Genomic DNA, 24,142 nt, shown 5'->3' with positions numbered 1-24,142 from the left:
CTCAGGCCGGTCAAGCGAGCCCGAGCGCCTCCTTCTCGGCGGCATAAGCCTCGCGAACGGGCTCCGCACCGTAGCGGCGCTCGAGGCGCCGGACCGTGAAATGCGCCCGCGCCATGGCTTGGAAGTGGTTCATGAAGGCGGTGTTGACCGCCGCACCGCCAACGGCACCGAGCACCGGAACGGCCTGCGCGGCAACCTTCTGCGACACGACGATGCCGAAGCGTGCTGCGATCTGCGAAGCGAAGCGGATCAGAGCGGGCGCGGACGAGTCGAGCACGGAACGGTGGGCGGCGTATTTGGCGGCCTCGGCCATCGTCTTGGCCAAAGCCGCGCGCACGGCGAAGTAGCCACTCTCGGATAGTGCCGTATCGGCGCCGCTCTTGCCGCCGAGCGCGAAGACCTCGACGCAGGCCAGCGCATTCTCGGGATCACTCAGATCCTCGCCTTCCTCGCGCGCGATCTCGGCGATCGAGCGCAGCATCAACGTCGTCGAGACGGGTAACTCCACTGCCAGGGTCGCCAGTCCGAAGGCGCCGCCGACAGCGCCGGAGAGCGCGGCCATTGCTCTGTGCTTCGAGTCGCTGGACTGGAACAGGCGGCTCAACCGGTTGCCCGTCTCCTCCCCCACTTTCTCGATCTCCGAGCCGGTCGGGGTCACGGCCTTGTGCGGCAGCGTCGCCAGCGCGACGCGAAGGGCTGCCCGCATCGCGCCTTCCGCGGAGCGTGCGACGACGTCCGTCACCGGCGCGGGAAGCGAGCGGCCGATCATGTCGAGGGGCGCGCCGGCCGCTGCCGAGAGCCGGGAGGCGAGACCCGGCTTCTCGAGGACGGCGACCGCGCGGCGCAGCGCCGCCAGGTCCTCGTCGCTGAGCGACGCGAAAGGCGCGACGCGGACGGGAAGGATTTCGCTGGCCGGGGTGATCTCGTTCACGTCTGCGCCCTCGCGGTTGCCGCAGGAATGCCGGTTGGAGAAATTTCCGGGGCCTCGACAGGGTTCCCTGACGCCGTCGCCACGCTGGCCTTCGCCCGCTCGGGCACGCGTCCCACCGCGAAGCAGAGCGCGACGACGGGGATGCCGACGGCGGCCGTCATCGTGAAGAAGGCCGGATAGCCGTAGGCGGCCACCACGAAGCCCGACATGCCCGCGACGAGCTTGCCGGGCAGCGCATAGAGCGAGGAGAACAGCGCATATTGCGTCGCCGCGTAGCCGGGTGTGGTCAGGCTGGACATGTAGGTGATGAGCGCAATTCCGGCGAAGGATCCGCACAGGCTCTCGATCGAGACGGTGACCGCGAGCCGCCACAACTCGGGCTCGCCGGTGGAGAGCCACGCCATCGAGAGATGCGAGGCGGCGGCGATGAAAGCGCCGGTGACGAGCGCCGGGAACATGCCGAAGCGCGAGATCGCCCAGCCACCCGCGAAGCCGCCTGCGATGCCCACCCAGATTCCGACGAGTTTTACGATCGTCGCGATCTGCGGCAGGTCGTAGCCGAGCTTGATGTAGAGCGGGTTCGCCATCACGCCGGAGATGAAGTCCGGCATGCGGTAGAGTGCGACGAGTAGCAGAACCGCAAACAGTGCATTGCCCATGCGGCCGTGCAACTCGGTCAGGGGTTCGAAGACGGCGCGGCGCATGCGGTCCATCGCGCTCGCGCGCTTGGGGGGCTCGGCGGCCTCGACCGTCTCCCGCTTGCGGTCGTAGCGGCCGGCGAACAGCGCCGCCACGAGGCCGATGGACATCGAGGCCGCCATGATCAGGTAGGCCAGCGTCCAGCCGCCATAGGCCGCGATGTAGAGCGCACCGGCGCCGGCCAGGATCAGGCCGAAGCGGTAGCCGAGGTTCGAGGTCGCGGCCAGGATGCCCTGCATATCGGTGCCGGCGGCCTCGATGCGCCAGCCGTCGATGACGACGTCCTGCGTCGCCGCGCAGAAGGCGACGAGGAAAGCGCCGAGCCCGAGCAGGGCGAGGCTGTTGGTCGGATCGGAGAACGCCATGAGGACCATGGCGAGGGCGGTCGCGATCTGTGTCGTCACCATCCAGGCGCGCCGCCGCCCTAGCCGCTTGGCAAGGAACGGCACGTCGAGGCGATCGATGGTCGGGGCCCAGAGGAACTTCAGCGAGTAGGGCATCGCGACGTAGCTGAATAATCCGATCGCCTTGATATCGATCTGGGATTGCGCGAGCCGCAGCGTGAAGGTGCCCAGCACGAGCAGCAGCGGCAGGCCCGAGGAGAAGCCGAGTGCCAGCATCTGGATCACACGCGCATCCTCGAAGAGGTCGCGCATGCGGAATTTCCGGCCCTGCGGGACGGTCGCGCCAGAACTCGTCGCGGCCATGGGTCGAACTCCTCGCGCCGAGAGTGTTTCCGGCCGATCAGAACCTACGCCTCGCCGTCATTGCGAGCGCAGCGAAGCAATCACGGTCGCGCTGGGCGCGCCCCCCCCGAAGCGGAAACGGCCCGACAAGGCCTTATCCGCAAACATCGTGGCAGTCTTGCGCCGCTCAAGCGTTGCGGGCGCGCTCCTTCTTGAGGCGGTAGAGCGCGTCGAGCGCTTCGCGCGGGGTCATCGCATCGGGGTCGAGTTCGTCCACGAGCGCGCCGATGCCCTCATCGACCGGGACGGGTTGCGCCGGCTCGGGCGGCGGCGCGTCGGCGAGGCTCGCGAAGAGCGGCAGGTCGTCGATCCTGCGGCGGGTCGGCCGGTCTCGTTCGGAGGCTTCCAGGCCCTTCAGTATGGCGCCGGCGCGGGCTACCACCGCCTTCGGCAAGCCGGCGAGCCGCGCGACCTGCAAGCCGTAGGAGCGCTCGGCGATGCCCGGCACCACCTCGTGCAGGAAGACGACCTCGCCGCGATGCTCGGTGACGCGAAGGGTCGCGTTGTCGAGCCGGGTCAGGCGCTGCGACAGCGCCGTCAACTCGTGGAAATGCGTGGCGAAGAGAGCCCTGCAGCCATTGGTCTCGTGCAGGTGCTCGAGGCAGGCCCAGGCGATCGAGAGGCCGTCGAAGGTCGCGGTTCCGCGGCCGATCTCGTCGAGGACGACGAGGGAGCGCCGGGTCGCCTGGTTCAGGATCGCAGCGGTCTCGACCATCTCCACCATGAAGGTCGAGTGCCCGCGGGCGAGATCGTCCGCCGCCCCAACGCGGGAGAAGAGCCGATCGACGAGGCCGAGATGGGCGGAGCGCGCCGGCACGAACGCGCCCATCTGCGCCAGCACGACGATCAGCGCGTTCTGGCGCAGGAAGGTCGACTTGCCGCCCATGTTCGGGCCGGTGACGAGACGGATGCGTCCGCTCTCTTTGCCGGAGAGGTCACAATCGTTGGCGATGAAGGGCTCGCCCCCGCGCCGCAGGGCCGCCTCGACGACGGGGTGGCGGCCGCCTTCGATGGTGAAGGCCACGCTCTCGTCGAGCCGGGGCCGCACCCAGTCCAGCTCGATGGCGAGTTCGGCATGGCTCGCGGTGACGTCGAGGGAGGCCAAGGCCTCGGCGACACCCGCGACGACCTCGGTCTGAGCGAGCACGAGGCTGGCCAGATGTTCGAAAACCTCGCCCTCCATGGCGAGGACGCGGTCGGAGGCTCCGGCGATCTTCGATTCCAGCTCGCCCAGCTCCACGCTGGTGAAGCGCATGGCGTCCACCATGGTCTGGCGGTGGATGAAGTCCTTCATCAGGCCCTTGAGGCAAGCCTCGCCCACCGCCTGCGGCACCTCGATATAGAAGCCGAGCACGTTGTTGTGCTTGATCCGCAGCGTGCGGCAGCCGGATTCTTCGGCGTAGCGGGCCTGAAGGGCGGCGATCACCTTCCGGGAATCGCGACCGAGTTTGCGCGCCTCGTCGATCTCGGCATGATAGCCGGCGCGGACGAAATTGCCGTCGCGCCGGTTGAGCGGAAGCTCGTCGGCCAAAGCTGCCGCGAGTTCGGCGACGAGGCCTGTATCAACTCCGGCGAGATGCTCGCCGATCTCCTTCAGCAGCCTCGGCGCGTCCTTGGGCTCGGCGAGTCTGTCGGCGATCCGCGCCGCCGCGTCGAGCCCGTCGCGCAGGGCCGCGAGATCGCGCGGACCGGCCCGGCCGAGCCCGGTACGCGTGAGGGCGCGGGCGATGTCCGGTGCGCTGGCGAGCGCGTCGCGCAAGGGGCCGCACAGACTCGGTTCGCCGACGAGATAGGCCACCGCCGCGTGCCGGCCGCCGATGGCCTCGAGATCGGTCAGCGGGCCAGCGAGATGCTCGGCGAGCAGCCGTGCACCGCCCGCCGAGACGGTGCGGTCGATCGTGTCGAGCAGGCTGCCCTTGCGGTCGCCCGAGAGCGTGCGGGTCAGTTCGAGATTGGCGCGGGTGGCCGCATCGATCGACAGGGTCGCGCCGCTCGCCTCGCGGCTCGGTGCCGAGAGGGGGACGCGGGTGCCGATCTGCGTGCGCTCGATGTAGAGCAGCGCCGCGCCGGCCGCCGCGATCTCGGCTCGGCTGAATTGGCCGAAGCCATCCAGGGTCGCCACGCCGAATTGTTCGCGGATACGCCGCTCCGCGGAGGCCGGCTCCAGTTCGGCCTGGGCCAGCGGAACCACGGCCGCGGAGGTATCGCGCCAGAGCCGAGCCAGGGCCGGATCGGAATGGATTGCCTCGGACAGCACGATCTCGCGCGGCTCGTAACGCGCGATCGCCGCCGAGAGCGCACCGTCGGCCACCTCGCTCAGCGAGAAGCGGCCCGTCGAGATGTCGAACGCGGCAAGCCCGTAGGCGTGGGCGTGTTCCGACACCTTTCGGCGGCCGATGGCGAGGAGCAGGTTGGCCCGGGCCGGATCGAGCAGCCGGTCCTCGGTGATGGTGCCGGGGGTGACGAGGCGCTGCACCTCTCGCCGCACCACCGATTTCGGCCCGCGCTTCTTGGCCTCGGCCGGGTCCTCGACCTGCTGGCAGACGGCGACGCGGTGGCCGAGCGCGATCAGGCGGCTGAGATAGTCGTCGGCCCGTTCCACCGGCACGCCGCACATCGGAATCTCGGAACCCGCATGCTTGCCGCGCTTCGTGAGCACGATGCCCAGCGCCCGCGAGGCGATCTCGGCATCCTCGAAAAACAGCTCGAAGAAGTCGCCCATCCGGTAGAACAGCAAGCAGTCGGTATTGGCCGCCTTGATCTCCAGGTACTGCGCCATCATCGGCGTCGCGCCGGCGCGGTCGAACGATGTCGGCTCTTTGGGTGTCACGACGTCGCCGGCCTTCGCGTGCGGGTCGGAGGGCGTGGATCGCACGGCATGGCGGCTCATGCGGCCGAGCTTAGCAGACGCGATCGGCTGAATCAGGCGTTTGCAACGTCTCGGCTGGGGAAACGGCTCGCGCGGCTCCGTCGAGTGCCGCGGTAAGCATCGTCGAAAGTCTTGGTTGAGCCCAGTCCCCATGGGCGCTAGGCCCGGCACCATAAGAGGAAATGCCGATGACCGAGAGCAAGCCCGCCCAGCCGCGCAAGCGCCCGACCTTCACCGAGGAGGAGGCGCTGGCCTTCCACGCGGGCGACCGTCCCGGCAAGCTGGAGGTCATCGCGACGAAGCCGATGGCGACGCAGCGCGACCTCTCGCTCGCCTATTCGCCCGGCGTCGCCGTGCCCGTGCTCGCCATCGCGGAGGATGCGTCGAAGGCCTACGACTACACGGCCAAGGGCAACCTCGTCGGTGTGATCTCCAACGGCACGGCGATCCTCGGCCTCGGCAACCGAGGCGCGGTGGCCTCGAAGCCGGTGATGGAAGGCAAGGCGGTGCTGTTCAAGCGCTTCGCCGACGTCGACGCCTTCGATCTCGAAGTCGGCACCGAGGACCCGGACGAGTTCATTAACGCGGTGCGTTTCCTCGGCCCGACCTTCGGCGGCATCAATCTCGAGGACATCAAGGCTCCCGAATGCTTCATCATCGAGGCGCGCCTGCGCGAGCTGATGGACATCCCGGTCTTCCATGACGACCAGCACGGCACCGCGATCATCGCCGCGGCGGGCATCCTCAACGCGCTACACCTGACGGGCCGCGACATCGGCAAGGCGACGCTCGTCGTGAACGGCGCGGGTGCGGCGGGCATCGCCTGCATCGAGCTGCTCAAGGCGATGGGCTTCGGCCACCAGAACGTGATCCTCTGCGACACCAAGGGCGTCGTCTATGAGGGCCGCCGCGAGGGCATGAACCAGTGGAAGTCGGCCCATGCGGTGCCGACCGACAAGCGCACGCTGGCCGAGGCCATGCAAGGCGCCGACATCGTGTTCGGTCTCTCGGTCAAGGGGGCGTTCTCGGCCGAGATGATCGCCTCGATGGCGCCGAACCCGATCATCTTCGCGATGGCGAATCCCGACCCCGAGATCACCGTCGAGGAGGTCGGCCAGATCCGCACCGACGCCATCGTCGCCACCGGCCGCTCGGACTATCCGAACCAGGTCAACAACGTGCTGGGCTTCCCCTACATCTTCCGCGGCGCGCTCGACGTGCGCGCATCCGCGATCAACATGGAGATGAAGATCGCCGCGGCCGAGGCGCTCGCGGCTCTCGCCCGCGAGGACGTGCCGGACGAGGTCGCCGCCGCCTACCAGGGCAGCCGGCCGCGCTTCGGGCGCGAATACATCATCCCAGTCCCGTTCGATCCGCGCCTGATCCACACCGTGCCGCCGGCCGTCGCTAAGGCGGCGATGGACACGGGCGTCGCCCGCAAGCCCATCGACGACATGGCGGCCTATCGCGACCGGCTCTCGGCCCGGCGCGACCCGGTGGCCGGTGTGCTCAACCGTGTCTTCGAGCGCGTGCGCAAGTTTCCGAAGCGCGTGGTCTTCGCCGAGGGCGAGGAAGAACTGGTCATCCGCGCCGCCGTCTCCTTCGCCAACCAGGGCCTCGGCACGGCGATCCTGGTCGGGCGCGAGGATCGCGTGAAAGCGAATGCGGCGGCTGCGGGCATCGATCTCGACCGGCGCGACAACATCGAGATCCACAACGCCTCGCTCTCGAAGCGGAACGACGACTATGCCGAGCACCTCTACGCGCGCATGCAGCGGCAGGGCTATCTCCCGCGCGACTGCCACCGGCTGATCAACCAGGACCGCAACGTCTTCGGCGCCACCATGGTGGCCCTCGGCGATGCCGACGCGATGGTGACGGGTGCGACCCGCAACTACTCGCTGGCGCTGGAGGACGTTCGCCGTGTCATCGATGCGAAGCCCGGCCACCGCGTGATCGGTCTATCGGCCGTCTTCGCACGCGGCCGCACGGTGCTCGTCGCCGATACCGCGATCACCGAGATGCCGGATGCGCAGGAGATCGCGCAGATCGCGATCGAGGCCGCCGGCGCCGCGCGGAAGCTCGGCACGGAGCCGCGCGTCGCCCTCCTCTCCTTCTCGAGCTTCGGGCATCCGAAGGGAGAGCGGATGGAGAAGGTGCGCGAGGCGGTCCGCATCCTCGATGGGATGAAGCTCGACTTCACCTACGAGGGCGAGATGGCGGCGGACGTCGCCCTCGATCGCGAGCTGATGCAGCGCTACTACCCGTTCAGCCGCCTCAAGGAGCCGGCCAACGTGCTGGTGATGCCGGCTTTCCACTCGGCCTCGATCTCCACGAAGATGCTGCAGGAACTCGGCGGAGCCATGGTGCTCGGTCCGATCCTCGTCGGGCTCGACAAGCCGGTGCAGATCGTTCCGCTCGGCGCTACCGATGCCGACCTCGTCAACATGGCCGCTTTGGCCGCCTTCGACATCGGCGGCTAAAGGCTCTCTGAAACGAAACGGCCGATCCGCGCGAGGGGGCGGTGCGCGGACCGGCCGTCCATCACGCGGGCTAGGGAGACCGCGCGATCGGGGCAGGACAGGGTCAGTGGGCCTCGACGGGTGCCGAGGACCTCTGCGGTTTCTTCAGAAGGGCGACGACGGCGAGGCTGAGCACGAGGCTAACGCCGACGAGCCAGAACCCGTCGGCATAGGCCATGACGTAGGCCTCTCGGCGGACTTGCTGTGCCAGCATGCCGACAGCCACGCCCTTGGCGGCGAGCGGGTCGGCGATGTGCCCGTGTAGGCCCGCGACCAGGGCAGCGAGGCGTTCCTGCGTCCGCGTGGCGTTCACGGTGATGGCCTCGGCGAGCACCGAGAAATGCATGTGCTCGCGCCGGTCGATCATGGTCGAGAGCATCGCGATGCCGATCGAGCCGCCGAGATTGCGCATCATGTTCGACAGGGCCGAGGCATCCGCCGTGTCGCGGGGTCCGAGGCCCACCGTCGAGAGCTGCGAGAGCGGGATGACGAAGAGCGGCTGGCCGATGGCACGCAAAAGCTGCGGCAGGATCAGCTGGTCGACCCCGACATCGTGCGTCAGCCCGACATTGATCCAGCAGCTTGCGATGAAGAATAGCGCCCCCGCGATCACCAGCAGCCGGGCGTCAAAGGTCCGCATGATCAGCGGCATCATCGGGAACAGCAGGAGCTGCGGCAGGCCCGACCACATCACCACGTAGCCGATCTGCTGGGCGTTGTAGCCCTGGATCTGCGCGCAATAGACCGGGATGATGTAGATCGAGCCGAAGGAGACCGCGCCGAGCACGGTCATCAGCAGGCAGGCCCCGCCCACCGAGCGGTTGGCGAGGACCCGCAGGTTGATGAAGGGCCGCTCGGCCATCAGCTCGCGGATGATGAAGCCGATGATGCCGGCCGCTGCCAGCAAACTCGCCTTGACGATGATCGGCGAGCCGAACCAGTCCTTCCGCTGGCCCTCCTCGAGCACGAAGGTCAGCGCCGGCAGGCCGGTGGCCATGAATCCGATGCCGATCCAATCGCCTTTCAGGAGTTCGCTCCAACGGGCCGGGACACTGTCGAAGGCGCCGAGCTGGATCGCCGCGGCGAGCGGTCCGAAGATCAGGTTCAGATAGAAGATGTAGTGCCAGGACAGGTTGTCGGTGAGCCAGCCGCCCACCGTCGGGCCGATGGCCGGGGCGAAGGTCGCGGTCAGGCCGAACAGCGCGATGCCGATCGGCTGCTGGCTCTTCGAGAGCCGGGTGCGCACGATGACGATGGCGGTGGGGATCAGCACGCCGCCGGTGAAGCCCTGGCCGGCGCGAAAAAGAATCATCTGGCCGAGCGAGGTCGACAACGCGCAGGCGAGCGAGAAGCCGGTGAACAGCATGGTGTTCACGGCGAGGTAGCGGCGCAGCCCGATCACGGAGGCGAGCCATCCGGTGAGCGGGATCACGATGATCTCGGCCATCAGATAGGCGGTCGAGATCCAGCTTCCCTCTTCCGTCGAGGCCCCGAGCGCGCCCTGGATGTCGGCGAGCGAGGCGTTGGTGATCTGGATGTCGAGGATCGCCGTGAAGGCGCCGAGGATGGCGCCGAACACCGCCAGCCAATCGCGGGCGGAAGCTCGTTCCGGCGCGACGATGGCCGTCGCGGCAGCACTCATCGCGGCAGCGCCTCGCTGACGAGGGCCGGGACGGGCTTGCGCCGGTCGGGAACCCGTTCGATCGGGTCCTGGAGGTGTACCGTCGCCTCGACCGAGAGGCCTGGTCGGAGGCGTGCGAGCAACGGGTCGCCGGCATCGAGGGCGATGCGCACGGGCACGCGCTGCACGACCTTGGTGAAGTTGCCGGTGGCGTTCTCCGGCGGCAGCAGCGCGAACTGGGCGCCGGTGCCGGGTGAGAAGGATTGGATGCGGCCGCCGAATGCGTGGTCGCCGAGCGCATCGACGGTGAAGGTCACGCGCTGGCCCTCCACCATCTCGCCGGTCTGGGTCTCCTTGAAGTTCGCCACGAGATAGATGTCGCGGCCCATCGGCACGACGGTGAGCAGGCCGGTGCCGGCCGAGACGAACTGCCCGACCCGCAGAGAGCGATCGCCGACCACGCCTTCGATCGGCGCGGTGATCGTCGTGTAGCTGAGGTTGAGCTGCGCCTGCTCGAGCTTGGCTTGCGAACCTTCGAGGGTGGCCTTCATGCTGGCCTCCAGCGCCTTCAAACTCTCGACCTGCTTGTTCGCGGAATCGAGAGAAGCGATGGCCTTGTCGTGCGCAGCCTTCTTCTGGCGAAGGTCCGCATCCGCCTGCTGCTGGCGCTGTACCGTGCCGGAGCCGGTCTGCAGCAGGTTCTGGTAGCGGGCATATTCCTTGGTGGCGAAGTCGAGGGCGGCGACGGTGTTGTCGACCTCGGCCTTTGCCGACTGGATCTGGGCCTGTTGCTGCAGGATGGCGGCGGCCGTCGCGAGCATCTGCGCCCGGCTCTTCTCGACATCCGCCTCCGACTGCTTGAGCGCCACCCGGTATTCGCGGTCGTCGAGCCGTGCGATCACGTCGCCGGGCTTCACCGGCTGATTGTCGCCGACCATCACCTCGGCGACATGGCCTGCGATACGCGGGGCGACCGAGACCTTGTCGGCCTGGAGGTAGGCGTCCTCGGTCGTTTCCAGGAAGCGGCCGATGGTCCACCAGTGCCAACCATAGCTTCCGCCGCCGCCAATGGCGGCCAGAAGAATGAGCATCAGTACGACCCGACCCTTGCGGCGCTTGCGCGCCGGCACGGCGGCTGGAGCCGGGATCTGTGTCGGTGGAGTCGACTCTGGCATGGCGGGGGCGGGAGGATTATCGCTGGGCAACGGTTTCATCGGCGCTAGGCATTAATGAAACGATACGGTATCGTTGCAATACGCCCGATCGGCTCGGGCGACAAGGAGATTTTTCGATGACGCAGTCGGCCACCGCCGATGCGAAGGAGCCGCCGAAGCGCGGCGGCGGTGGACGCCCGACGCGGGAGGAAGCAGCCCGTCGCGAGGCGCGCATCGTCGAGGTGGCGACGCAGCTCTTCATGGAGCGCGGCTTCGACGCGACGTCGATCGACGCGGTCGCCGAGGCCGCGGGCGTCAGCAAGCCGACCCTCTATGCGCGCTACCGCGACAAGCGGGCGCTGTTCGAAGCGATCCTGGACGAGCGAATCCGCGAATGGCTCGCGCCTCTGAGCGCAGCCGAAGCCCAGGCCCTGCAGGCCAAGCCAGGTGGCGCGGAGGCCGTGCTCGACGATCTCAGCCGCAGCCTGCTCGCACGCTCGCAGGAGCCGGGCGCGGCCGCGCTCACGCGCTGCATCGCCGCTCAGGCCCTGCAGTTTCCCGAGATGGCGAAGCTCGCCTACGAGGAGGGCTGGCTGCGCGGCGTGCGCGCCGTCGCGCGTCTCCTGGACGTGCTTGCCGCCCAAGGGCAGATCCGGGTCGAGGATACCGAGATCGCCGCCGACTTGTTTCTGAACCTCATCCTCGGCCGCAGCTCGAAACAGGCGCTTTACGGCATCACGGTCGATCCGGTGGCCCAGGAGAAACGGCGCCGCGCCGCCGTGGCGCTTTTCCTGGCAGGTGTCCGGTCGCGTAGCGGCTGAGGGCGGGCCGGCCCTTCGGGGACGGTGACCGCGCCTCCAGGCCCTTCTGTTGCGCCGGCCCCGTTTCCGCGTCACGAGCGGCGGCGATGTCCCTGCCTCCAACGAGCTCCCTGCCGATCGACGCCGTCCTGCCGCAACTGCGCGAGGCGCTGGTCGTGTCGAGCGCGGCCGTGCTCGTCGCCCCGCCCGGCGCCGGCAAGACGACGCGGGTGCCGCTCGCCCTGCTCCAAGAGCCCTGGCTCGCCGACCAGAAGATCATCCTGCTCGAACCGCGCCGGCTCGCCGCGCGTGGTGCTGCCGAGCGGATGGCGAAGACGCTGGGCCAGAGCGTCGGCGAGACGGTGGGCTTACGCGTCCGCCTCGGCTCCAGGATTTCTGCCCGAACCCGGATCGAGGTCGTCACCGAGGGCGTGTTTTCTCGCATGATCCTCGACGATCCCGAATTATCGGGCGTCGGCGCGGTGCTGTTCGACGAGTTTCACGAGCGCTCCCTCGATGCCGATCTCGGCCTCGCCTTGGCGCTCGATGCGCAAGGAGGTCTGCGAGAGGAACTGCGGGTGCTCGTGATGTCGGCGACCCTCGACGGGGCGCGCGTGGCGCGGCTCCTCGGCGAGGCGCCGGTGATCGAATCCGAGGGCCGGGCCTATCCGGTCGAGACGCGCCATCTCGATCGCGACCCCAATACGCGGATCGAGGATGCCGTCACCGAGGCGATCCTGCGCGCCCTCAGGGCCGACCCCGGCTCGGTGCTGGCCTTCCTGCCCGGGCAGGCCGAGATTCGCCGGGTCGCCGAACGCCTCGAAGGCCGCGTCGGCTCGGAAACGGACGTGGCTCCTCTCTACGGCGCGCTGTCGCAGAGCGAGCAGGATCGGGCGATCTCGCCGCCGCCGCCGGGACGGCGCAAGGTGGTGCTGGCGACCTCCATCGCCGAGACCTCGCTGACCATCGAAGGTGTTCGAATCGTTGTCGATTCCGGCCTCTCTCGGGTGCCGGTCTACGAGCCCGGCAACGGCCTCACCCGTCTCGTCACCGCCCGCGCCTCGCGTGCTTCGGTGGACCAGCGCCGGGGCCGCGCCGGACGCACCGAGCCGGGGGTGTGCTGGCGGCTCTGGGCGGAGGCGGGCACGGGCGCGCTGGAGCCGTTCACGCGGCCCGAAATCCTTGCGGCCGACCTCTCGGGCCTGGTGCTCGATTGCGCCGCCTGGGGCGTCAAGGATCTGACGACGCTGCGCTTTCTCGACCCGCCGCCGGCCCCGGCGCTCGCGGAGGCGCGAGCCCTCCTGACCCGTCTCGGCGGTCTCGACGAGGATGGGCGGATCACTCCGACCGGGCAGGCCCTGCGCGCCCTGCCGCTGCCGCCGCGCCTCGCTCGGATGGTGGTCACGGCCGCGGGCGTCGGCGCTGCGCGCCAAGCCGCTGATCTGGCTGCAGTTTTGGTCGAGCGTGGCCTCGGCGGCGACGGTGTCGACCTGGCGGAGCGCGTGGAGCGGTTCTCGCGTGAGCGCGGCGGCCGGGCGGCGGACATGCGGCGCCTCGCGGAGGGCTGGGCCCGGCAGGCCGAACGGGCCGGTCTCGCCCCGCAAGGCCCTGATCTGACGGCGGAAATCCTGTCGCGGCCCGGTTCTCTCCTGGCGCTCGCCTATCCCGATCGGATCGCGCGGTCGCGCGGCAAGGACGGGGCGTATGTGATGGTCCAGGGCCGCGCCGGTCAGCTCGATCCGGCCAGCGCGCTCGCCCGAGAGCCTTTCATCGTCGTCGCCGACCTGGCCGGAAGCGCCGGCTCGGCGCGCATCCTGGCCGCCGCTGCGATCGATCCTGAGGAGATTCGCGCGATCGCGTCCGTCATGATCACGGTGAGCACGACGACCACCTTCGACGACGTCTCCGGCCAACTCAGGGCGCGCACCGGGCGGCGGCTCGGAGCGGTCGTCTTGGACGAGCGCACCTTGCCCGTTCCGCCGGACGAAGCCTCGGCGCGGATTCTCGCACGGGGGCTGGCCGGGCTGGGGCTCGACCGCCTGCCGCGGAGCGCGGGGCAGAGGCAGTGGCTGGCCCGAGTCCGGTTCCTGCGGGCGGCCGAGGCGGGCGACTGGCCGGACCTGTCGGAAGAGGCGCTCGCCCGATCCGCGGAGGAGTGGCTGGCGCCGGCGATCGTCGGGCGTACCGGGCGCGACGCCGTCACCGCCGACGATCTCGGCCGGGCGCTCGACGCGCTGCTGCCCTGGAACCTGCGAGCGCGGCTCGACGCGGAAGCGCCGTCGCATCTCGAGGTGCCGACGGGGTCGCACATTCCGATCGACTACGAATCGGGGCCGGAGCCGGTCCTGGCAGTCCGGGTGCAGGAGCTCTTCGGCCTCGACCGGCACCCGAGCCTCGGTGGCGGGCGGGTGCCGCTGGTTCTGCACCTGCTGTCGCCGGCGCAGCGCCCGATCCAGATCACGCGCGATCTGCCAGGCTTCTGGCGGGGGTCGTGGGCGGCCGTGCGCTCGGAGATGCGCGGGCGCTATCCCCGCCACCCCTGGCCGGAGGACCCGCTCTCGGAAGCGCCGACCCGGCGCGCCAAGCCGCGGGGGACGTGACACGGCCTTTGCCGTCGGCGCGACTCACGCGACAAGCCTTCGGAGATGAGCGCCTTGAGCCCTCTGCACTGGTTCGATCCGCGAGGCCGGCTGTCGCGCCGGGCCTATGGCCGGCGCGCAGTGCGGCTCGGCTTGCTGACGGCTGCGTTGGCTTGCCTCTCCGTCGCGCTGGCTGCGCAGGGCTGGCGCGTCGCTGGCCTACTGACGGCGGGCGGCGCTCTCCTGCCGGGGCTCGCCGCCTTCGCCCAGACCGTGCGGCGGCTGCATGATCGCGGCCGTACCGGCCTTTGGCTCGCCCTGCCCCTGGCCCAGACGGCGCTCGGCTTCGTGCCGATCGAGGATCAGGCCGAGGCTCACCCCGCCGCAGTGCTGACCTACGCCCTCGCCGCGCTGGCGGCCGGCCTGTGGTTCCTGATCGAGACACTCGGCCGGCACGGCATGACCGGGCCGAACCGCTACGGCCCTGAGGAGGCAAATGGGCGGGGAGTCTCCGACCGAGGTCCGTCGACGGGTCCCGCTTGAGCTGGAACCGCCACACCGGTCATCCTCGCGTGCTGCTGCTGCACGGGCGGAAGGCTTCGGAACGAGCGAGCCTACGTCCGAGCGTACCGAAACATCCGGCCGCCGACGGAACCAACCTCAGGTGGTTCCATTTATCGCGAGTTATGGCCGCAATCCGAATCCTGAGTTGAAACGGCCGTTGGGCCGCTCCAACAAGACGGCGTGACGGTCGGCTACCAGACTGAGACGTCGGCACGTCGTGTTGGAACTGGAAAATCCCATTCAAGGGCCGACATGCCTCGGCGCGGCGGCAGCGTCGCGAGAAACCGCGTGTGACCCCTCTCCGGACATGGAAAGTGCCCCGGTGGCCACGGAGGGACCATATCGGAACCGGTTGCTCGGGCGGTGCATGGCGGCGGACCTCGCCCTGCTCGTTCCCAGCCTCGTGCCGGTTCCGCTCGATCGCGGTCAGGTATTGATCGAGCCCGGCCAGCCGATCCGCGAACTGGTCTTCCCGGAGAGCGGTTTCGTTTCCGTCGTCACCGGGAGGAGCGGTGGCGAGGTGGAGATAGCCCTGCTCGGCTGCGAGGGCTTGGTCGGCGCGGTGCCGTCACTGCTCGGCATCGACCGGACGCCCGACACGTCGGTCGTCCAGGCCGCCGGGCGCGGTTACCGAATCCGCTTGGAAGCGCTTGAGACGGCCGTGGATCGGAGCCCGACGCTGCGTCGGCTGCTGCTCACCTTCGTGCATACGCTCTACATTCAGACGGCGCAGACGGCCCGTACCAACCTCACCGACAACCTCGAAGCGCGCCTCGCCCGCTGGCTGCTGATGTGCCAGGACCGCCTCGGCGGCTCCGACATCGCCGTGACGCACGAATTCCTGGCCGTGGTGCTCGGTGTCCAGCGGTCCAGTGTGACGGTGGCGATCCAGATGATTGAGGGTCGCGCGCTCATCAAGGCGCGGCGCGGCCGCATTCACGTGGTGGATCGGCGCGGGTTGGAAGCAGTCGCCGGCACCTCCTACGGCTTGCCAGAAGCCGAGTATGCGCGGCTGATCGAGGCAGAGTGACCGACCGATTGCACTACCTTAGATAGTATCTTAGGGTTGTTTCGCCCTTGAGATGCAAGCGCTGCAAATGGAGTATTCAGGTCGCAATCTTCAGTAGCCGCTATGTCGGGTATCCGACATTTCACGATCTCTGCATATACATCTTACGTTGATGTCCTATAGTCTTGGTATTGTTGCCGAGGGCCAGGATCTTGCGGAGGGCAAGCCGTGTCCAACGTTGAAGATCAGCTTGTAGTAGAAACCGTTGCAGAGATCGAAAAAATCCGCGAAAGATTTCGCTCAGACGGCAATTTTAGGCTTCGCGTGCTACTCGACATGGTCGCTCTCGAATTGAAGCGCGCGCGACCTTCTTCCGTTACAGCTCCTCGACCTGACACACCATCCGAACCTTGAGAGAAAGCTTGCCTGCTTCATCTCTTGCCGAGAGGACGAGGGTTGTTTCTTTGGCATCTTCTGCTTCGGCGGCCATCAGAGCCGTCACGACGCCGAGCGCCTCGCGCCGCAGCGTCCGATCATCGCGGATTTCGCGACCGATTTCGTCGTGAATGACCGAGCCGTCGTCAATGTCGAAGAAATAGCGGCTCAAGGCCAGCTCCCCGTTTATTTGCCGACTTTGCGCTATCACGTGCTGGACGAGCCGGACACGTGTCAAAAAACTTAGCGCAAGCTTGGCCGGATTGGAAAGCTCGTGCGCAATCTTTCCGGTGGCGAACGCGGCGCGACGATCGACGGCAACCCTAGCGAGTGTCCAGGCACTCGCTCGATCCGGGCTCAATGCTCGCGAGCGCGTTCCACGACGTGACGGGCGGCGGCGAAGGCCTCGTCCGCATCGAGTTCGGTGGTGTCGATGATCACGGCATCCTCCGCGGCCTTGAGCGGCGCGGCGCTGCGGGAGCTGTCTCGTTCGTCTCGGGCCCGAATGTCAGAGAGGATCGCCGCGAGCGTGGTCTCCTCGCCGCGGCCGGTGAGTTCGCGGTGCCGGCGGCGGGCGCGCTCCTCGGGCGAGGCCGTGATGAACAGCTTCACCCGTGCATCGGGGCAGATCACGGTACCGATGTCGCGCCCGTCGAGCACGGCGCCCGCCTCGTCGGAGGCGAACCGGCGCTGCCAGGACAGCAGTGCCGCTCGCACGTCCGGGATGCCGGAGACCCGTGAGGCTGCTTCGCCCATGGCCCGCTCGCGCAGGCGCGGGTCGGCGAGCTGGTCGGCGACGAGGCTGGAGGCCGTGCGTGCGGCCTCGTTCGCGTCGCCGAGATCGATTCCGGCATCGAGCATCAGCAGGGCCACCGCTCGGTAGAGCAGCCCCGTATCGAGATGCGGCAGCCCGAAATGCACGGCGAGACGCCGCGCGAGCGTGCCTTTGCCCGAGGCGGCCGGCCCGTCGATGGCGATCACCAGCGGCATCGGCCTAGCCCGAAATCGCGGCGCCGAGCGCGGTCATGCTCGGCGTGAAACTCGGGAAACTCGTCGCGATCATCGCCCCGTCATCGACCGTGACGGGCTCGCGGCTCGCCAAGCCGAGCACCAGGAAGGACATGGCGATGCGGTGATCGAGATGCGTCGCCACGGTGCCGCCGCCGCGCGGCGCGCTTCCGTCACTTTGGACGATCAGGTCGTCACCTTCGATCACGTAGTCGATGCCGTTCGCGGCGAGGCCATCGGCGACCGCAGCCAGGCGGTCGGATTCCTTCACGCGCAATTCGTGCAGGCCGTTCATGCGCGTGGTGCCCTCCGCGAAGGCGGCGGCGACGGCGAGCACGGGGTATTCGTCGATCATCGCCGGCGCGCGCTCGGCCGGGACGTCGACGCCCTTGAGGCGGCTGGCGCGAACGCGCAGGTCGGCGACGGTCTCGCCGCCTTCCTCGCGCTCGTTCAGGCGTTCGATGTCGGCGCCCATCTCCAGCAGCGTGGTGATGAGGCCGATGCGCAGCGGGTTCATCATCACGCCGTGGATCGTCACCTCCGAACCGGGCACGATCAGCGCCGCCACCAGCGGGAAGGCTGCCGAGGACGGGTCGGCCGGCACGATCACATCGGTGCCGCGCAGGGTCGGCTGGCCGGTGAGCGCGATGGAGCGGCCGTGACCGCCGGGACCGTGCGGGGTCACCGCGACTTCGGCGCCGAACAGGCGCAGCATGCGCTCGGTATGGTCGCGCGTGGCCGCCGCTTCGATCACCGTGGTGATGCCGGGCGCATTCAGCGCCGCGAGCAGCACCGCGGACTTGATCTGCGCCGAGGCCACCGGCGTCTCATAGGTGAGCGGAATGGCCTCCGCCGGGCCGCGCAGGGTCAGCGGCACGCGGCCGCCCTCGGCCTCGGAGACGATCTGCGTGCCCATCCGCAGCAGCGGGTCGAGGATGCGGCGCATCGGGCGCTTGCGGAGGGAGGCATCGCCGTCGAACGTCGCGGTGATGGGTTGGCCGCCGACCACGCCCATCATCAGCCGAGAACCGGTGCCGGCATTGCCGAAATCGAGCACGCCCTCCGGATCGCTCAGGCCGCCGATGCCGACGCCCTTCACCCGCCAGCGTCCCTCGCCCAGCCGCTCGATCGAGGCGCCGAGAGCCCGCGCCGCGTCGGCGGTGCGCAACACGTCATCGCCTTCGAGCAGGCCCTCGATCCGCGTCTCCCCGATCGAGAGCAATCCGAAGATCATCGCCCGATGCGAGATCGACTTGTCGCCCGGCGGCCGCAGGGCGCCGCGCAGCGGCGTTCCGGGCGAGGCTGTGACGGGCTGAGGCTCTGAGGCGTGCGACACGGGCGGGGCTGAGGGGCTGTTTGGGGATTGGGGGCATCCCCGGGAAGGGGCCGGTTACCATGGGGGCGACCGCACGTCATCCGGCCCGCGCCACGTGTCGGCACCGCCGGCGACGGGCCTCTTGGTTGCGATGGCATTTGACATGCTCGCAGGAGCCGACTAACGGGGCCGCGCTCCCCCCTACACGACCTCCAGAGGTTCCCCCCCGTGGCCCGACCGGAACTCGGCATCAAGCGCCAATGCATGAATTGCGGCGCGAAGTTCTACGACCTGTCCCGCGATCCGGCGACCTGCCCGAAATGCGGCACGGTCTTCCAGATGGCAGCTGCCGGCCGCGGCTCGGCGCCGGTCGTCAACCGCAAGGACGACGACGAAGAGGACGAGGACGAGACGGGTCCGGAGGTCGTGTCCCTCGATGAGGCCGAGGCGAGCGAGGACAGCGACGCCAAGGTCGACGGCGACGACGGTGAAGACGAGGAGAGCAGCTCCTCGGGCAGCGACGACGACACCTTCCTCGAAGAGGAGGATGACGACGACGTTTCGGATCTCGTCGAGAACGACGACGACAACGACGACGACAACTGATCGGCCATCGCTGGCGTCCTCGCCCCTGATGCCTTGACGACACACCTGTCAGGGGTGAAAAAAGGAGCGGAGAAGGGGCTTGAGTCCCGGCAAACCTCCGCTTATAGAACCGCCCTCCCCGGTGGGCCGACCGCCGGGAGGTTTCTCCGAAACGGACCGTACCAGACCGTTTCGGATACAAGTGGGGCCTTAGCTCAGCTGGGAGAGCGCTTCCATGGCATGGAAGAGGTCATCGGTTCGATCCCGTTAGGCTCCACCATTTTCCTTCAGTAAGCTCGTCGTTGAGTTCAGGTGCCACAGCCGCGATCGAGACGCGCGCGCCGGACGAGACACGATGAAGATCACCCAGGCCTTCACCTTCGAGGCGGCCCACCGCCTGCCGAACGTCCCGCAGACGCATCGCTGCTCGCGCATGCACGGGCATTCCTACCGCGTGGAGCTCACGGTCTCGGGGCCGGTGGATGCGCAGAGCGGCTGGGTGATCGACTTCTACGACGTCGAGAGCGCGTTCAAGCCTATCCTGGAGCGACTCGACCACCACACCCTCAACGAGATCGAGGGGCTGGAGAATCCGACCGCCGAGCACATCGCGGCCTGGATCTGGCATAAGACGAAGCCGGTGCTGCCGGGCCTCTCCTCCGTGAAGGTGATGGAGACGCCGCTATCCTGGGCGGAGTATGACGGCGACTGATCCGAGCGACGACGGCGCGCTGGTCCTCTTTTCGGGCGGCCAGGATTCGACGACCTGTCTCGCCTGGGCGCTGGAGCGGTTCTCCCGCGTCGAGACGCTGGGTTTCGACTACGGCCAGCGCCATCGGATCGAGCTCGACTGTCGCGAAAATCTGCGCAGCGGACTCGGGCGGATCGACGAGAGCTGGGAGCGCCGTCTCGGACCCGATCACACCATCGACCTCCCCGCGCTCGGCGCCGTCTCCGAGACCGCGCTGACTCGCGACACCGAGATCGCCATGTCGGCGGACGGCCTGCCCAACACCTTCGTGCCGGGCCGCAACCTGGTCTTCCTGACCTTCGCCGCCGCCCTCGCCTATCGACGCGGCCTGCGCCACATCGTCGGCGGCATGTGCGAGACCGACTATTCCGGCTACCCGGATTGTCGCGACGACACGATCAAGGCGCTGCAGGTTGCCCTCAACCTCGGCATGGAGCGGCGCTTCGTGCTGCACACGCCGTTGATGTGGCTCGACAAGGCCGCGACCTGGGGACTAGCCGAGGAATTGGGCGGCCAGCGGCTCGTCGACCTCGTCGTCGAGGGCAGCCATACCTGCTATCTCGGCGAGCGCGGCGAACGCCACGATTGGGGCTATGGCTGCGGGACCTGCCCGGCCTGCGTGCTGCGGGCGAAGGGCTACACCGCGTTCGTAGCGGCGGCCTGCGACTGATCCTGAGGCTTCAAATGCGCGTGTGTGCTACCGCACGCGAATGAAATCTTCGACGTAACCTGGCGTGAGGTCGGCCGAAATCCTGAGTATCTGCGAACAATACCGAAGCGCAGGCCAAACTCAGGAGATTACATCATGATCAAGTCCATCGTCATCGCTGCTATACTTGCCGTTGGTTCGGCTGGCGGCGCTCTCGCGCAGACTCGCACGATCAACGTCTGGGGCGCCCAGCTCGAGGTGCCGACCTACGGCGCCACGGCCCCCAACGGTCCTGCGATTAGCCGGTACGACCGGGACAGCGCGACCTTCACCGCGATGAAGTCGCACGACGCCGCCCGCGACCAGCACCGCAACCGCTAACTGTCGGACACTCGCCGGCGACGGACTCCTCGAAGGGCCGTCGCCGGCGAAGCCGTATCGCCGATTGGCTAAAGCATCCGAGCCTCGCGGTCCGACGACCGGCTCCGAACTCTGAATTACCGACCGATCGCGTTAAGCAGAATCTCCCGTCGATGCCCCCGGTCCCGGTGCTCGATCAAATAGATCCCCTGCCATGTTCCCAATCCGAGCCGTCCGTCCACCACCGGCACGCTCAGCCCGGAATCGGTAAGCATGGTGCGGATATGAGCCGGCATGTCGTCCGGCCCCTCTATACCGTGCACCCAGCCGGCATTGCGCGGGGCGAGGCTGTTGAGCGAGCTGAGCAGGTCAGTGCGCACGTCCGGATCGGCGTTCTCCTGAATGGTCAGCGAGGCCGAGGTGTGCCGGCAGAACACCGTGACGAGGCCGTCGCGCAGGGCGCTCTGGCGCACGAAATCGGCGACGGCGTCGGTGATGTCCGTAAATCCCTGGCCCGGCGTCGAGACCGTGAGCCTGGCGCTGGCCTGTCGCTCGGCCGCGCCGCTCGATAACCCCTCGATCGCACCGACCTTGCCCGCTGGCCTCATGCATCCGTCTCCATGCTCTCGCCCGGCGCGATCTCGCGCTCGCCGCGTTCGAGGATCCGCTCCAGCGCCTCAACCCGGTCGGCCTCGGCTGGCGGCTTGTCCCAGCGGATGCGGCTGACGCGGGGGAAGCGCATGGCCACGCCGGATTTGTGACGGGTCGAGCGCTGCACGCCCTCGAAGGCGATCTCGAGCACGAGGCCGGCCTCGCGGCCATAGGCCACCTCGCGAACCGGGCCGAAACGCTTAGTGGTGTGGTTGCGGACGTAGCGGTCGAGCTTCTGCAACTCGGCATCGGTGAAGCCGTGATAGGCTTTTCCCACCGGGACGAGCTCGTCCGCGCCAGCCTCGCCCTCCCGCCAGCAGCCGAAGGTGTAGTCCGAATAGAAGGACGAGCGCTTCCCGTGGCCGCGCTGGGCGTACATCATCACCGCGTCGACGACGAACGGCTCGCGCTTCCACTTCCACCACGGACCCTTCGGCCGGCCGGGCTGGTAGACGCTGTCGAGCCGCTTGAGCATCACGCCCTCGATCGCGTCGGCATCTTCGCCGGCTCCGGCCGAAGCCGGGTCGGCCCGCGCCGCCGCGAGGTCCGGCCATGTCGCGAACGGCACGATCGGGGAGAGATCGATGCGGGCGTGGTCGAGATGTCCGATCAGTTTTTCGAGGGCCTTACGCCGCTCCGAAAACGGCAGCGCGCGCAGGTCTTCGCCCTCGTCGGCAAAGACATCGTAGGCGCGCACATGCGCTGGAAACTCTTCGAGCAGCTTCGGCGTCACCGCCTTTCGGTTGAGCCGCTGCTGCAGCACGTTGAAGCTCTGCACGCGGTGCTCGCGCAGGATCAGCAACTCGCCGTCGATGGCGCCTTCGAAGGTGATCGCTTCGGCGAGATCGGGGAAGGCGCCGGTGATGTCCTCGCCGGTCCGCGAATAGATCTTGGCGACCTGCCGCCCGTCCCGGTCGCGGCCACCCGCGAGCTGCACGCGGATGCCGTCCCATTTCCACTCGGCCGAGAAGGCCGCCGGATCGAGTTTGTCGAGGTCCGCCTCCTCCTCGATCGGATGCGAGAGCATCGGCGGGCGGAACGGGGCCGGGTTCAGCGTCTCGGGCCGCTCTCCCCTTCCCTCGACCCAGGCGAACAGGCTCTCGTAGGGCGCCTCCAGCCCGTGCCAGACCTCCTCGATCGCGTCGGGCTCGTGGCCGCCGAGCGCCCCGACGGCCGTCTTGGCGAGCCGGGCCGAGACGCCGACGCGCAAGTTGCCGGTGACGAGTTTGAGAAGCGCCCAGCGTCCGGTCTCGTCGAGGGCGTCGAGCCAGTTCGCGAGGTGGCGGGGCAGGTCTTTCTTAGCGGTCGTGGCGAGGGTTTCGACGACGTCGGAGAGGGTCGGGACGTCGGGAGGCGGATTGTTGTGGCCGGGGCCGGCGTCCCGCCTCTCCCCCGTCATTCCGGGGCTCGCCAAAGGCGAGAACCCGGGATCCACCCGTGACGGAATGCGGCTCGTGCCGTCGTGGCCAGTCGTGGATTCCGGGTTCGACGCTTCGCGCCGCCCGGGAATGACGGTCGGGGTGGGCCAGATCAACGCCACCGTCTCCGCCAGATCGCCCACGTAATTCCGCGATAGTCCGAACAGCACCGGGTCGACCCGCTCTTCCACGAGCGCCCGGATCATCGCCGGCTTGGCCTCGCGAAAGCTCAGATTCCCGGTCATCGCCGCGAGCGCCCAGCCGCGCTCCGGATCGGGTGTGCTCGTGAAAAAGTCCTTCAACAGGCGCAGCTTGGCATTGCGGCGAGGCTCGTAGGCGAGGCGGTCGAGGAGGTGGGCGAAATCGTTCACGCCGAGGCCTCCTCCATCTCCGGCTTCGCGCCAGGATCGGGCTCGGCCTCGCCATCATCGCCATAGCCCAGCATGTGCAGCGGCTTGGCCTTGATGCCCTGCGTGCCGCACCAGTGGACGAGCGCATCCTCCTGCCCATGCGTCACCCAAACCTCCTCCGCCCCGATTTCCCGGATGGTGCGGCAGAGGTCAGGCCAGTCGGAATGGTCGGAGATCACCAGCGGCAGCTCGACGCCTTTCTGGCGGGCGCGAGCGCGCACCCGCATCCATCCCGAGGCGAAGGCCGTCACCGGATCGGGAAATTTTCGCGCCCACAGGTCCTGGATCGAGGACGGCGGACAGATCACGATGGCACCGTGCAGGTCCTTGCGCTCGGCGGCGACGACCTTCGGCGTCTCGCCGAGCGGGATGCCTTCCTGCTTGTAGAGTTCGGTGAGCTTCTCCATCGCGCCGTGCAGGTGGATCGGCCGGTCCCAGCCTTCTTCGCGAAGCAGGGCCATCACCCGTTGCGCCTTGCCGAGCGCGTAGGCGCCGACGATGTGCGCACGCTCGGGAAACAACGCGACCGAGTCGAGCAGCTTCCTCACCTCGCCGCGGGTGTCGGGATGCACGAAGACCGGAAGGCCGAAGGTCGCTTCGGTGATGAAGACATCGCACGGCACGACCTCGAACGGTAGGCAGGTCGGGTCCGGCGCGCGCTTGTAGTCGCCCGAGACGACGATGCGCTTGCCGTCCTTCTCGATCGCGATCTGCGCCGATCCGAGCACGTGCCCGGCGGGTGCGAAGCGCACCGTCACATCGCCGATCCGCATCGGCTCGCCGAGGCATGCCTCCTGCCGCGACCGGCAAAAATCCTCGCCGTAGCGCACGGCCATGATCCGCAGCGTCTCCGGCGTGGCGAGCACCTCGCCGTGCCCCGAGCGCGCATGGTCGGCATGGCCGTGGGTGATCAGCGCGCGCTCCACGGGCCAGGTCGGATCGACGTGGAAGCGTCCGAGCGGGCAGTACAGGCCCTCGCGTGTCAGGGTGAGCAATTCAGAAGCGCTGATCGGCATCGATACGGATATAGGTGGCGGCCACCCCTCAGCATCCCGCCTCAGACACC

The 24,142-nt window shown here is 68.4% G+C and carries 20 protein-coding genes and 1 tRNA gene; 10 read left to right on the top strand and 11 right to left on the bottom strand.

What is annotated here, in order from left to right; all coding sequences use genetic code 11:
- Positions 1 to 10: 10 nt before the first annotated feature.
- The 3 genes from GGR33_RS16595 to mutS all read right to left on the bottom strand — a co-directional run bounded on the left by GGR33_RS16595 (position 11) and on the right by mutS (position 5,266).
- The gene (locus GGR33_RS16595; RefSeq protein WP_183507210.1) at positions 11 to 931 is read right to left on the bottom strand and encodes an EcsC family protein; all 921 of its coding nucleotides are present in this window, start codon (positions 929 to 931) and stop codon (positions 11 to 13) included.
- Positions 928 to 2,337 carry an AmpG family muropeptide MFS transporter gene (locus GGR33_RS16590; RefSeq protein ID WP_183507208.1) on the bottom strand — a complete coding sequence of 470 codons (1,410 nt, stop codon included), beginning with the start codon at positions 2,335 to 2,337 and terminating at the stop codon, positions 928 to 930. Before GGR33_RS16590 ends, GGR33_RS16595 begins: the two co-directional genes overlap by 4 nt.
- 166 nt (positions 2,338 to 2,503) lie before the next feature.
- Positions 2,504 to 5,266, bottom strand: a complete 2,763-nt coding sequence (mutS, locus tag GGR33_RS16585) for a DNA mismatch repair protein MutS (RefSeq protein WP_183507206.1) — start codon at positions 5,264 to 5,266, stop codon at positions 2,504 to 2,506.
- A gap of 167 nt (positions 5,267 to 5,433) precedes the next feature.
- On the opposite strand from mutS, the gene GGR33_RS16580 reads away from it, so the two are divergent.
- Entirely contained in the window at positions 5,434 to 7,728 is a 2,295-nt protein-coding gene (locus GGR33_RS16580; RefSeq protein ID WP_183507204.1) for an NADP-dependent malic enzyme, read from the top strand.
- Between the two features lie 103 nt (positions 7,729 to 7,831).
- Here GGR33_RS16580 and GGR33_RS16575 read toward each other — a convergent pair whose 3' ends face one another.
- Together GGR33_RS16575 and GGR33_RS16570 are read right to left on the bottom strand one after the other, a co-directional pair.
- Positions 7,832 to 9,409 (bottom strand): DHA2 family efflux MFS transporter permease subunit, encoded by a 1,578-nt coding sequence (locus tag GGR33_RS16575; protein WP_183507202.1) that lies wholly within the window; start codon positions 9,407 to 9,409, stop codon positions 7,832 to 7,834.
- Positions 9,406 to 10,563 (bottom strand): HlyD family secretion protein, encoded by a 1,158-nt coding sequence (locus GGR33_RS16570; RefSeq protein ID WP_183507200.1) that lies wholly within the window; start codon positions 10,561 to 10,563, stop codon positions 9,406 to 9,408. Before GGR33_RS16570 ends, GGR33_RS16575 begins: the two co-directional genes overlap by 4 nt.
- Before the next feature lie 116 nt (positions 10,564 to 10,679).
- Here GGR33_RS16570 and GGR33_RS16565 point away from each other — a divergent pair, with 116 nt between their 5' ends.
- The 4 genes from GGR33_RS16565 (at position 10,680) to GGR33_RS16550 (ending at position 15,515) form a co-directional block, all read left to right on the top strand.
- On the top strand, positions 10,680 to 11,363 hold the full coding sequence (locus GGR33_RS16565) for a TetR/AcrR family transcriptional regulator (protein ID WP_183507198.1): 684 nt from the start codon (positions 10,680 to 10,682) through the stop codon (positions 11,361 to 11,363).
- An 86-nt stretch (positions 11,364 to 11,449) separates the two neighbouring features.
- Complete coding sequence (hrpB, locus tag GGR33_RS16560) at positions 11,450 to 13,942, top strand: ATP-dependent helicase HrpB (RefSeq protein WP_183507196.1); 2,493 nt, start codon at positions 11,450 to 11,452, stop codon at positions 13,940 to 13,942.
- A 54-nt stretch (positions 13,943 to 13,996) separates the two neighbouring features.
- Entirely contained in the window at positions 13,997 to 14,464 is a 468-nt protein-coding gene (locus tag GGR33_RS16555) for a DUF805 domain-containing protein (protein WP_183507194.1), read from the top strand.
- 388 nt (positions 14,465 to 14,852) lie between these two features.
- Complete coding sequence (locus tag GGR33_RS16550) at positions 14,853 to 15,515, top strand: Crp/Fnr family transcriptional regulator (protein ID WP_246413197.1); 663 nt, start codon at positions 14,853 to 14,855, stop codon at positions 15,513 to 15,515.
- A gap of 355 nt (positions 15,516 to 15,870) precedes the next feature.
- On the opposite strand, the gene GGR33_RS16545 is transcribed toward GGR33_RS16550, so the two are convergent.
- The 3 genes from GGR33_RS16545 to aroA form a co-directional block, all read right to left on the bottom strand.
- Positions 15,871 to 16,101, bottom strand: coding sequence for a DUF6894 family protein (locus tag GGR33_RS16545; RefSeq protein ID WP_183507190.1), 231 nt, complete (start codon positions 16,099 to 16,101; stop codon positions 15,871 to 15,873).
- A 185-nt stretch (positions 16,102 to 16,286) separates the two neighbouring features.
- Entirely contained in the window at positions 16,287 to 16,919 is a 633-nt protein-coding gene (gene cmk, locus GGR33_RS16540; protein ID WP_183507188.1) for a (d)CMP kinase, read from the bottom strand.
- A gap of 4 nt (positions 16,920 to 16,923) precedes the next feature.
- The gene (gene aroA / locus GGR33_RS16535) at positions 16,924 to 18,273 is read right to left on the bottom strand and encodes a 3-phosphoshikimate 1-carboxyvinyltransferase (protein WP_183507186.1); all 1,350 of its coding nucleotides are present in this window, start codon (positions 18,271 to 18,273) and stop codon (positions 16,924 to 16,926) included.
- 207 nt (positions 18,274 to 18,480) lie between these two features.
- On the opposite strand from aroA, the gene GGR33_RS16530 reads away from it, so the two are divergent.
- The 5 genes from GGR33_RS16530 (at position 18,481) to GGR33_RS16510 (ending at position 20,618) form a co-directional block, all read left to right on the top strand.
- The gene (locus GGR33_RS16530; RefSeq protein ID WP_183507184.1) at positions 18,481 to 18,858 is read left to right on the top strand and encodes a TIGR02300 family protein; all 378 of its coding nucleotides are present in this window, start codon (positions 18,481 to 18,483) and stop codon (positions 18,856 to 18,858) included.
- Between the two features lie 183 nt (positions 18,859 to 19,041).
- Positions 19,042 to 19,117: transfer RNA gene (locus tag GGR33_RS16525), tRNA-Ala, on the top strand.
- Between the two features lie 75 nt (positions 19,118 to 19,192).
- Positions 19,193 to 19,549: a 6-carboxytetrahydropterin synthase QueD gene (gene queD, locus GGR33_RS16520; protein ID WP_183507182.1), complete on the top strand. Its 357-nt coding sequence runs from the start codon at positions 19,193 to 19,195 to the stop codon at positions 19,547 to 19,549.
- Positions 19,536 to 20,258 (top strand): 7-cyano-7-deazaguanine synthase QueC, encoded by a 723-nt coding sequence (queC, locus tag GGR33_RS16515; protein WP_183507180.1) that lies wholly within the window; start codon positions 19,536 to 19,538, stop codon positions 20,256 to 20,258. The genes queD and queC overlap by 14 nt, the downstream gene beginning before the upstream one ends.
- A gap of 135 nt (positions 20,259 to 20,393) precedes the next feature.
- On the top strand, positions 20,394 to 20,618 hold the full coding sequence (locus GGR33_RS16510; RefSeq protein WP_183507178.1) for a hypothetical protein: 225 nt from the start codon (positions 20,394 to 20,396) through the stop codon (positions 20,616 to 20,618).
- Between the two features lie 116 nt (positions 20,619 to 20,734).
- Here GGR33_RS16510 and GGR33_RS16505 read toward each other — a convergent pair whose 3' ends face one another.
- Genes GGR33_RS16505 through GGR33_RS16495 form a run of 3 tightly spaced genes read right to left on the bottom strand, consistent with a single transcriptional unit; the run spans position 20,735 to position 24,092 of the window.
- Positions 20,735 to 21,205 (bottom strand): secondary thiamine-phosphate synthase enzyme YjbQ, encoded by a 471-nt coding sequence (locus GGR33_RS16505; RefSeq protein WP_183507176.1) that lies wholly within the window; start codon positions 21,203 to 21,205, stop codon positions 20,735 to 20,737.
- The gene (locus GGR33_RS16500) at positions 21,202 to 23,037 is read right to left on the bottom strand and encodes a cisplatin damage response ATP-dependent DNA ligase (protein ID WP_183507174.1); all 1,836 of its coding nucleotides are present in this window, start codon (positions 23,035 to 23,037) and stop codon (positions 21,202 to 21,204) included. The genes GGR33_RS16505 and GGR33_RS16500 overlap by 4 nt, the downstream gene beginning before the upstream one ends.
- Positions 23,034 to 24,092 (bottom strand): ligase-associated DNA damage response exonuclease, encoded by a 1,059-nt coding sequence (locus GGR33_RS16495; protein ID WP_183507172.1) that lies wholly within the window; start codon positions 24,090 to 24,092, stop codon positions 23,034 to 23,036. The genes GGR33_RS16500 and GGR33_RS16495 overlap by 4 nt, the downstream gene beginning before the upstream one ends.
- Positions 24,093 to 24,142 lie beyond the last annotated feature (50 nt).

This window comes from Methylobacterium brachythecii (genome assembly GCF_014196345.1).
Taxonomy (GTDB): domain Bacteria; phylum Pseudomonadota; class Alphaproteobacteria; order Rhizobiales; family Beijerinckiaceae; genus Methylobacterium; species Methylobacterium brachythecii.
This window is presented reverse-complemented; position numbering and strand designations above follow the sequence as displayed.

What these genes read in the sequence shown, in the direction of transcription:
- GGR33_RS16495 (WP_183507172.1), bottom strand. Translation starts at nt 24,092, where the DNA reads ATGCCGATCAGCGCTTCTGAATTGCTCACCCTGACACGCGAGGGCCTG.
- GGR33_RS16565 (WP_183507198.1), top strand. Translation starts at nt 10,680, where the DNA reads ATGACGCAGTCGGCCACCGCCGATGCGAAGGAGCCGCCGAAGCGCGGC.
- queD (WP_183507182.1), top strand. Translation starts at nt 19,193, where the DNA reads ATGAAGATCACCCAGGCCTTCACCTTCGAGGCGGCCCACCGCCTGCCG.
- GGR33_RS16580 (WP_183507204.1), top strand. Translation starts at nt 5,434, where the DNA reads ATGACCGAGAGCAAGCCCGCCCAGCCGCGCAAGCGCCCGACCTTCACC.
- GGR33_RS16505 (WP_183507176.1), bottom strand. Translation starts at nt 21,205, where the DNA reads ATGAGGCCAGCGGGCAAGGTCGGTGCGATCGAGGGGTTATCGAGCGGC.
- cmk (WP_183507188.1), bottom strand. Translation starts at nt 16,919, where the DNA reads ATGCCGCTGGTGATCGCCATCGACGGGCCGGCCGCCTCGGGCAAAGGC.
- hrpB (WP_183507196.1), top strand. Translation starts at nt 11,450, where the DNA reads ATGTCCCTGCCTCCAACGAGCTCCCTGCCGATCGACGCCGTCCTGCCG.
- GGR33_RS16510 (WP_183507178.1), top strand. Translation starts at nt 20,394, where the DNA reads ATGATCAAGTCCATCGTCATCGCTGCTATACTTGCCGTTGGTTCGGCT.
- GGR33_RS16570 (WP_183507200.1), bottom strand. Translation starts at nt 10,563, where the DNA reads ATGCCAGAGTCGACTCCACCGACACAGATCCCGGCTCCAGCCGCCGTG.
- queC (WP_183507180.1), top strand. Translation starts at nt 19,536, where the DNA reads ATGACGGCGACTGATCCGAGCGACGACGGCGCGCTGGTCCTCTTTTCG.
- GGR33_RS16590 (WP_183507208.1), bottom strand. Translation starts at nt 2,337, where the DNA reads ATGGCCGCGACGAGTTCTGGCGCGACCGTCCCGCAGGGCCGGAAATTC.
- mutS (WP_183507206.1), bottom strand. Translation starts at nt 5,266, where the DNA reads ATGAGCCGCCATGCCGTGCGATCCACGCCCTCCGACCCGCACGCGAAG.
- GGR33_RS16550 (WP_246413197.1), top strand. Translation starts at nt 14,853, where the DNA reads ATGGCGGCGGACCTCGCCCTGCTCGTTCCCAGCCTCGTGCCGGTTCCG.
- GGR33_RS16575 (WP_183507202.1), bottom strand. Translation starts at nt 9,409, where the DNA reads ATGAGTGCTGCCGCGACGGCCATCGTCGCGCCGGAACGAGCTTCCGCC.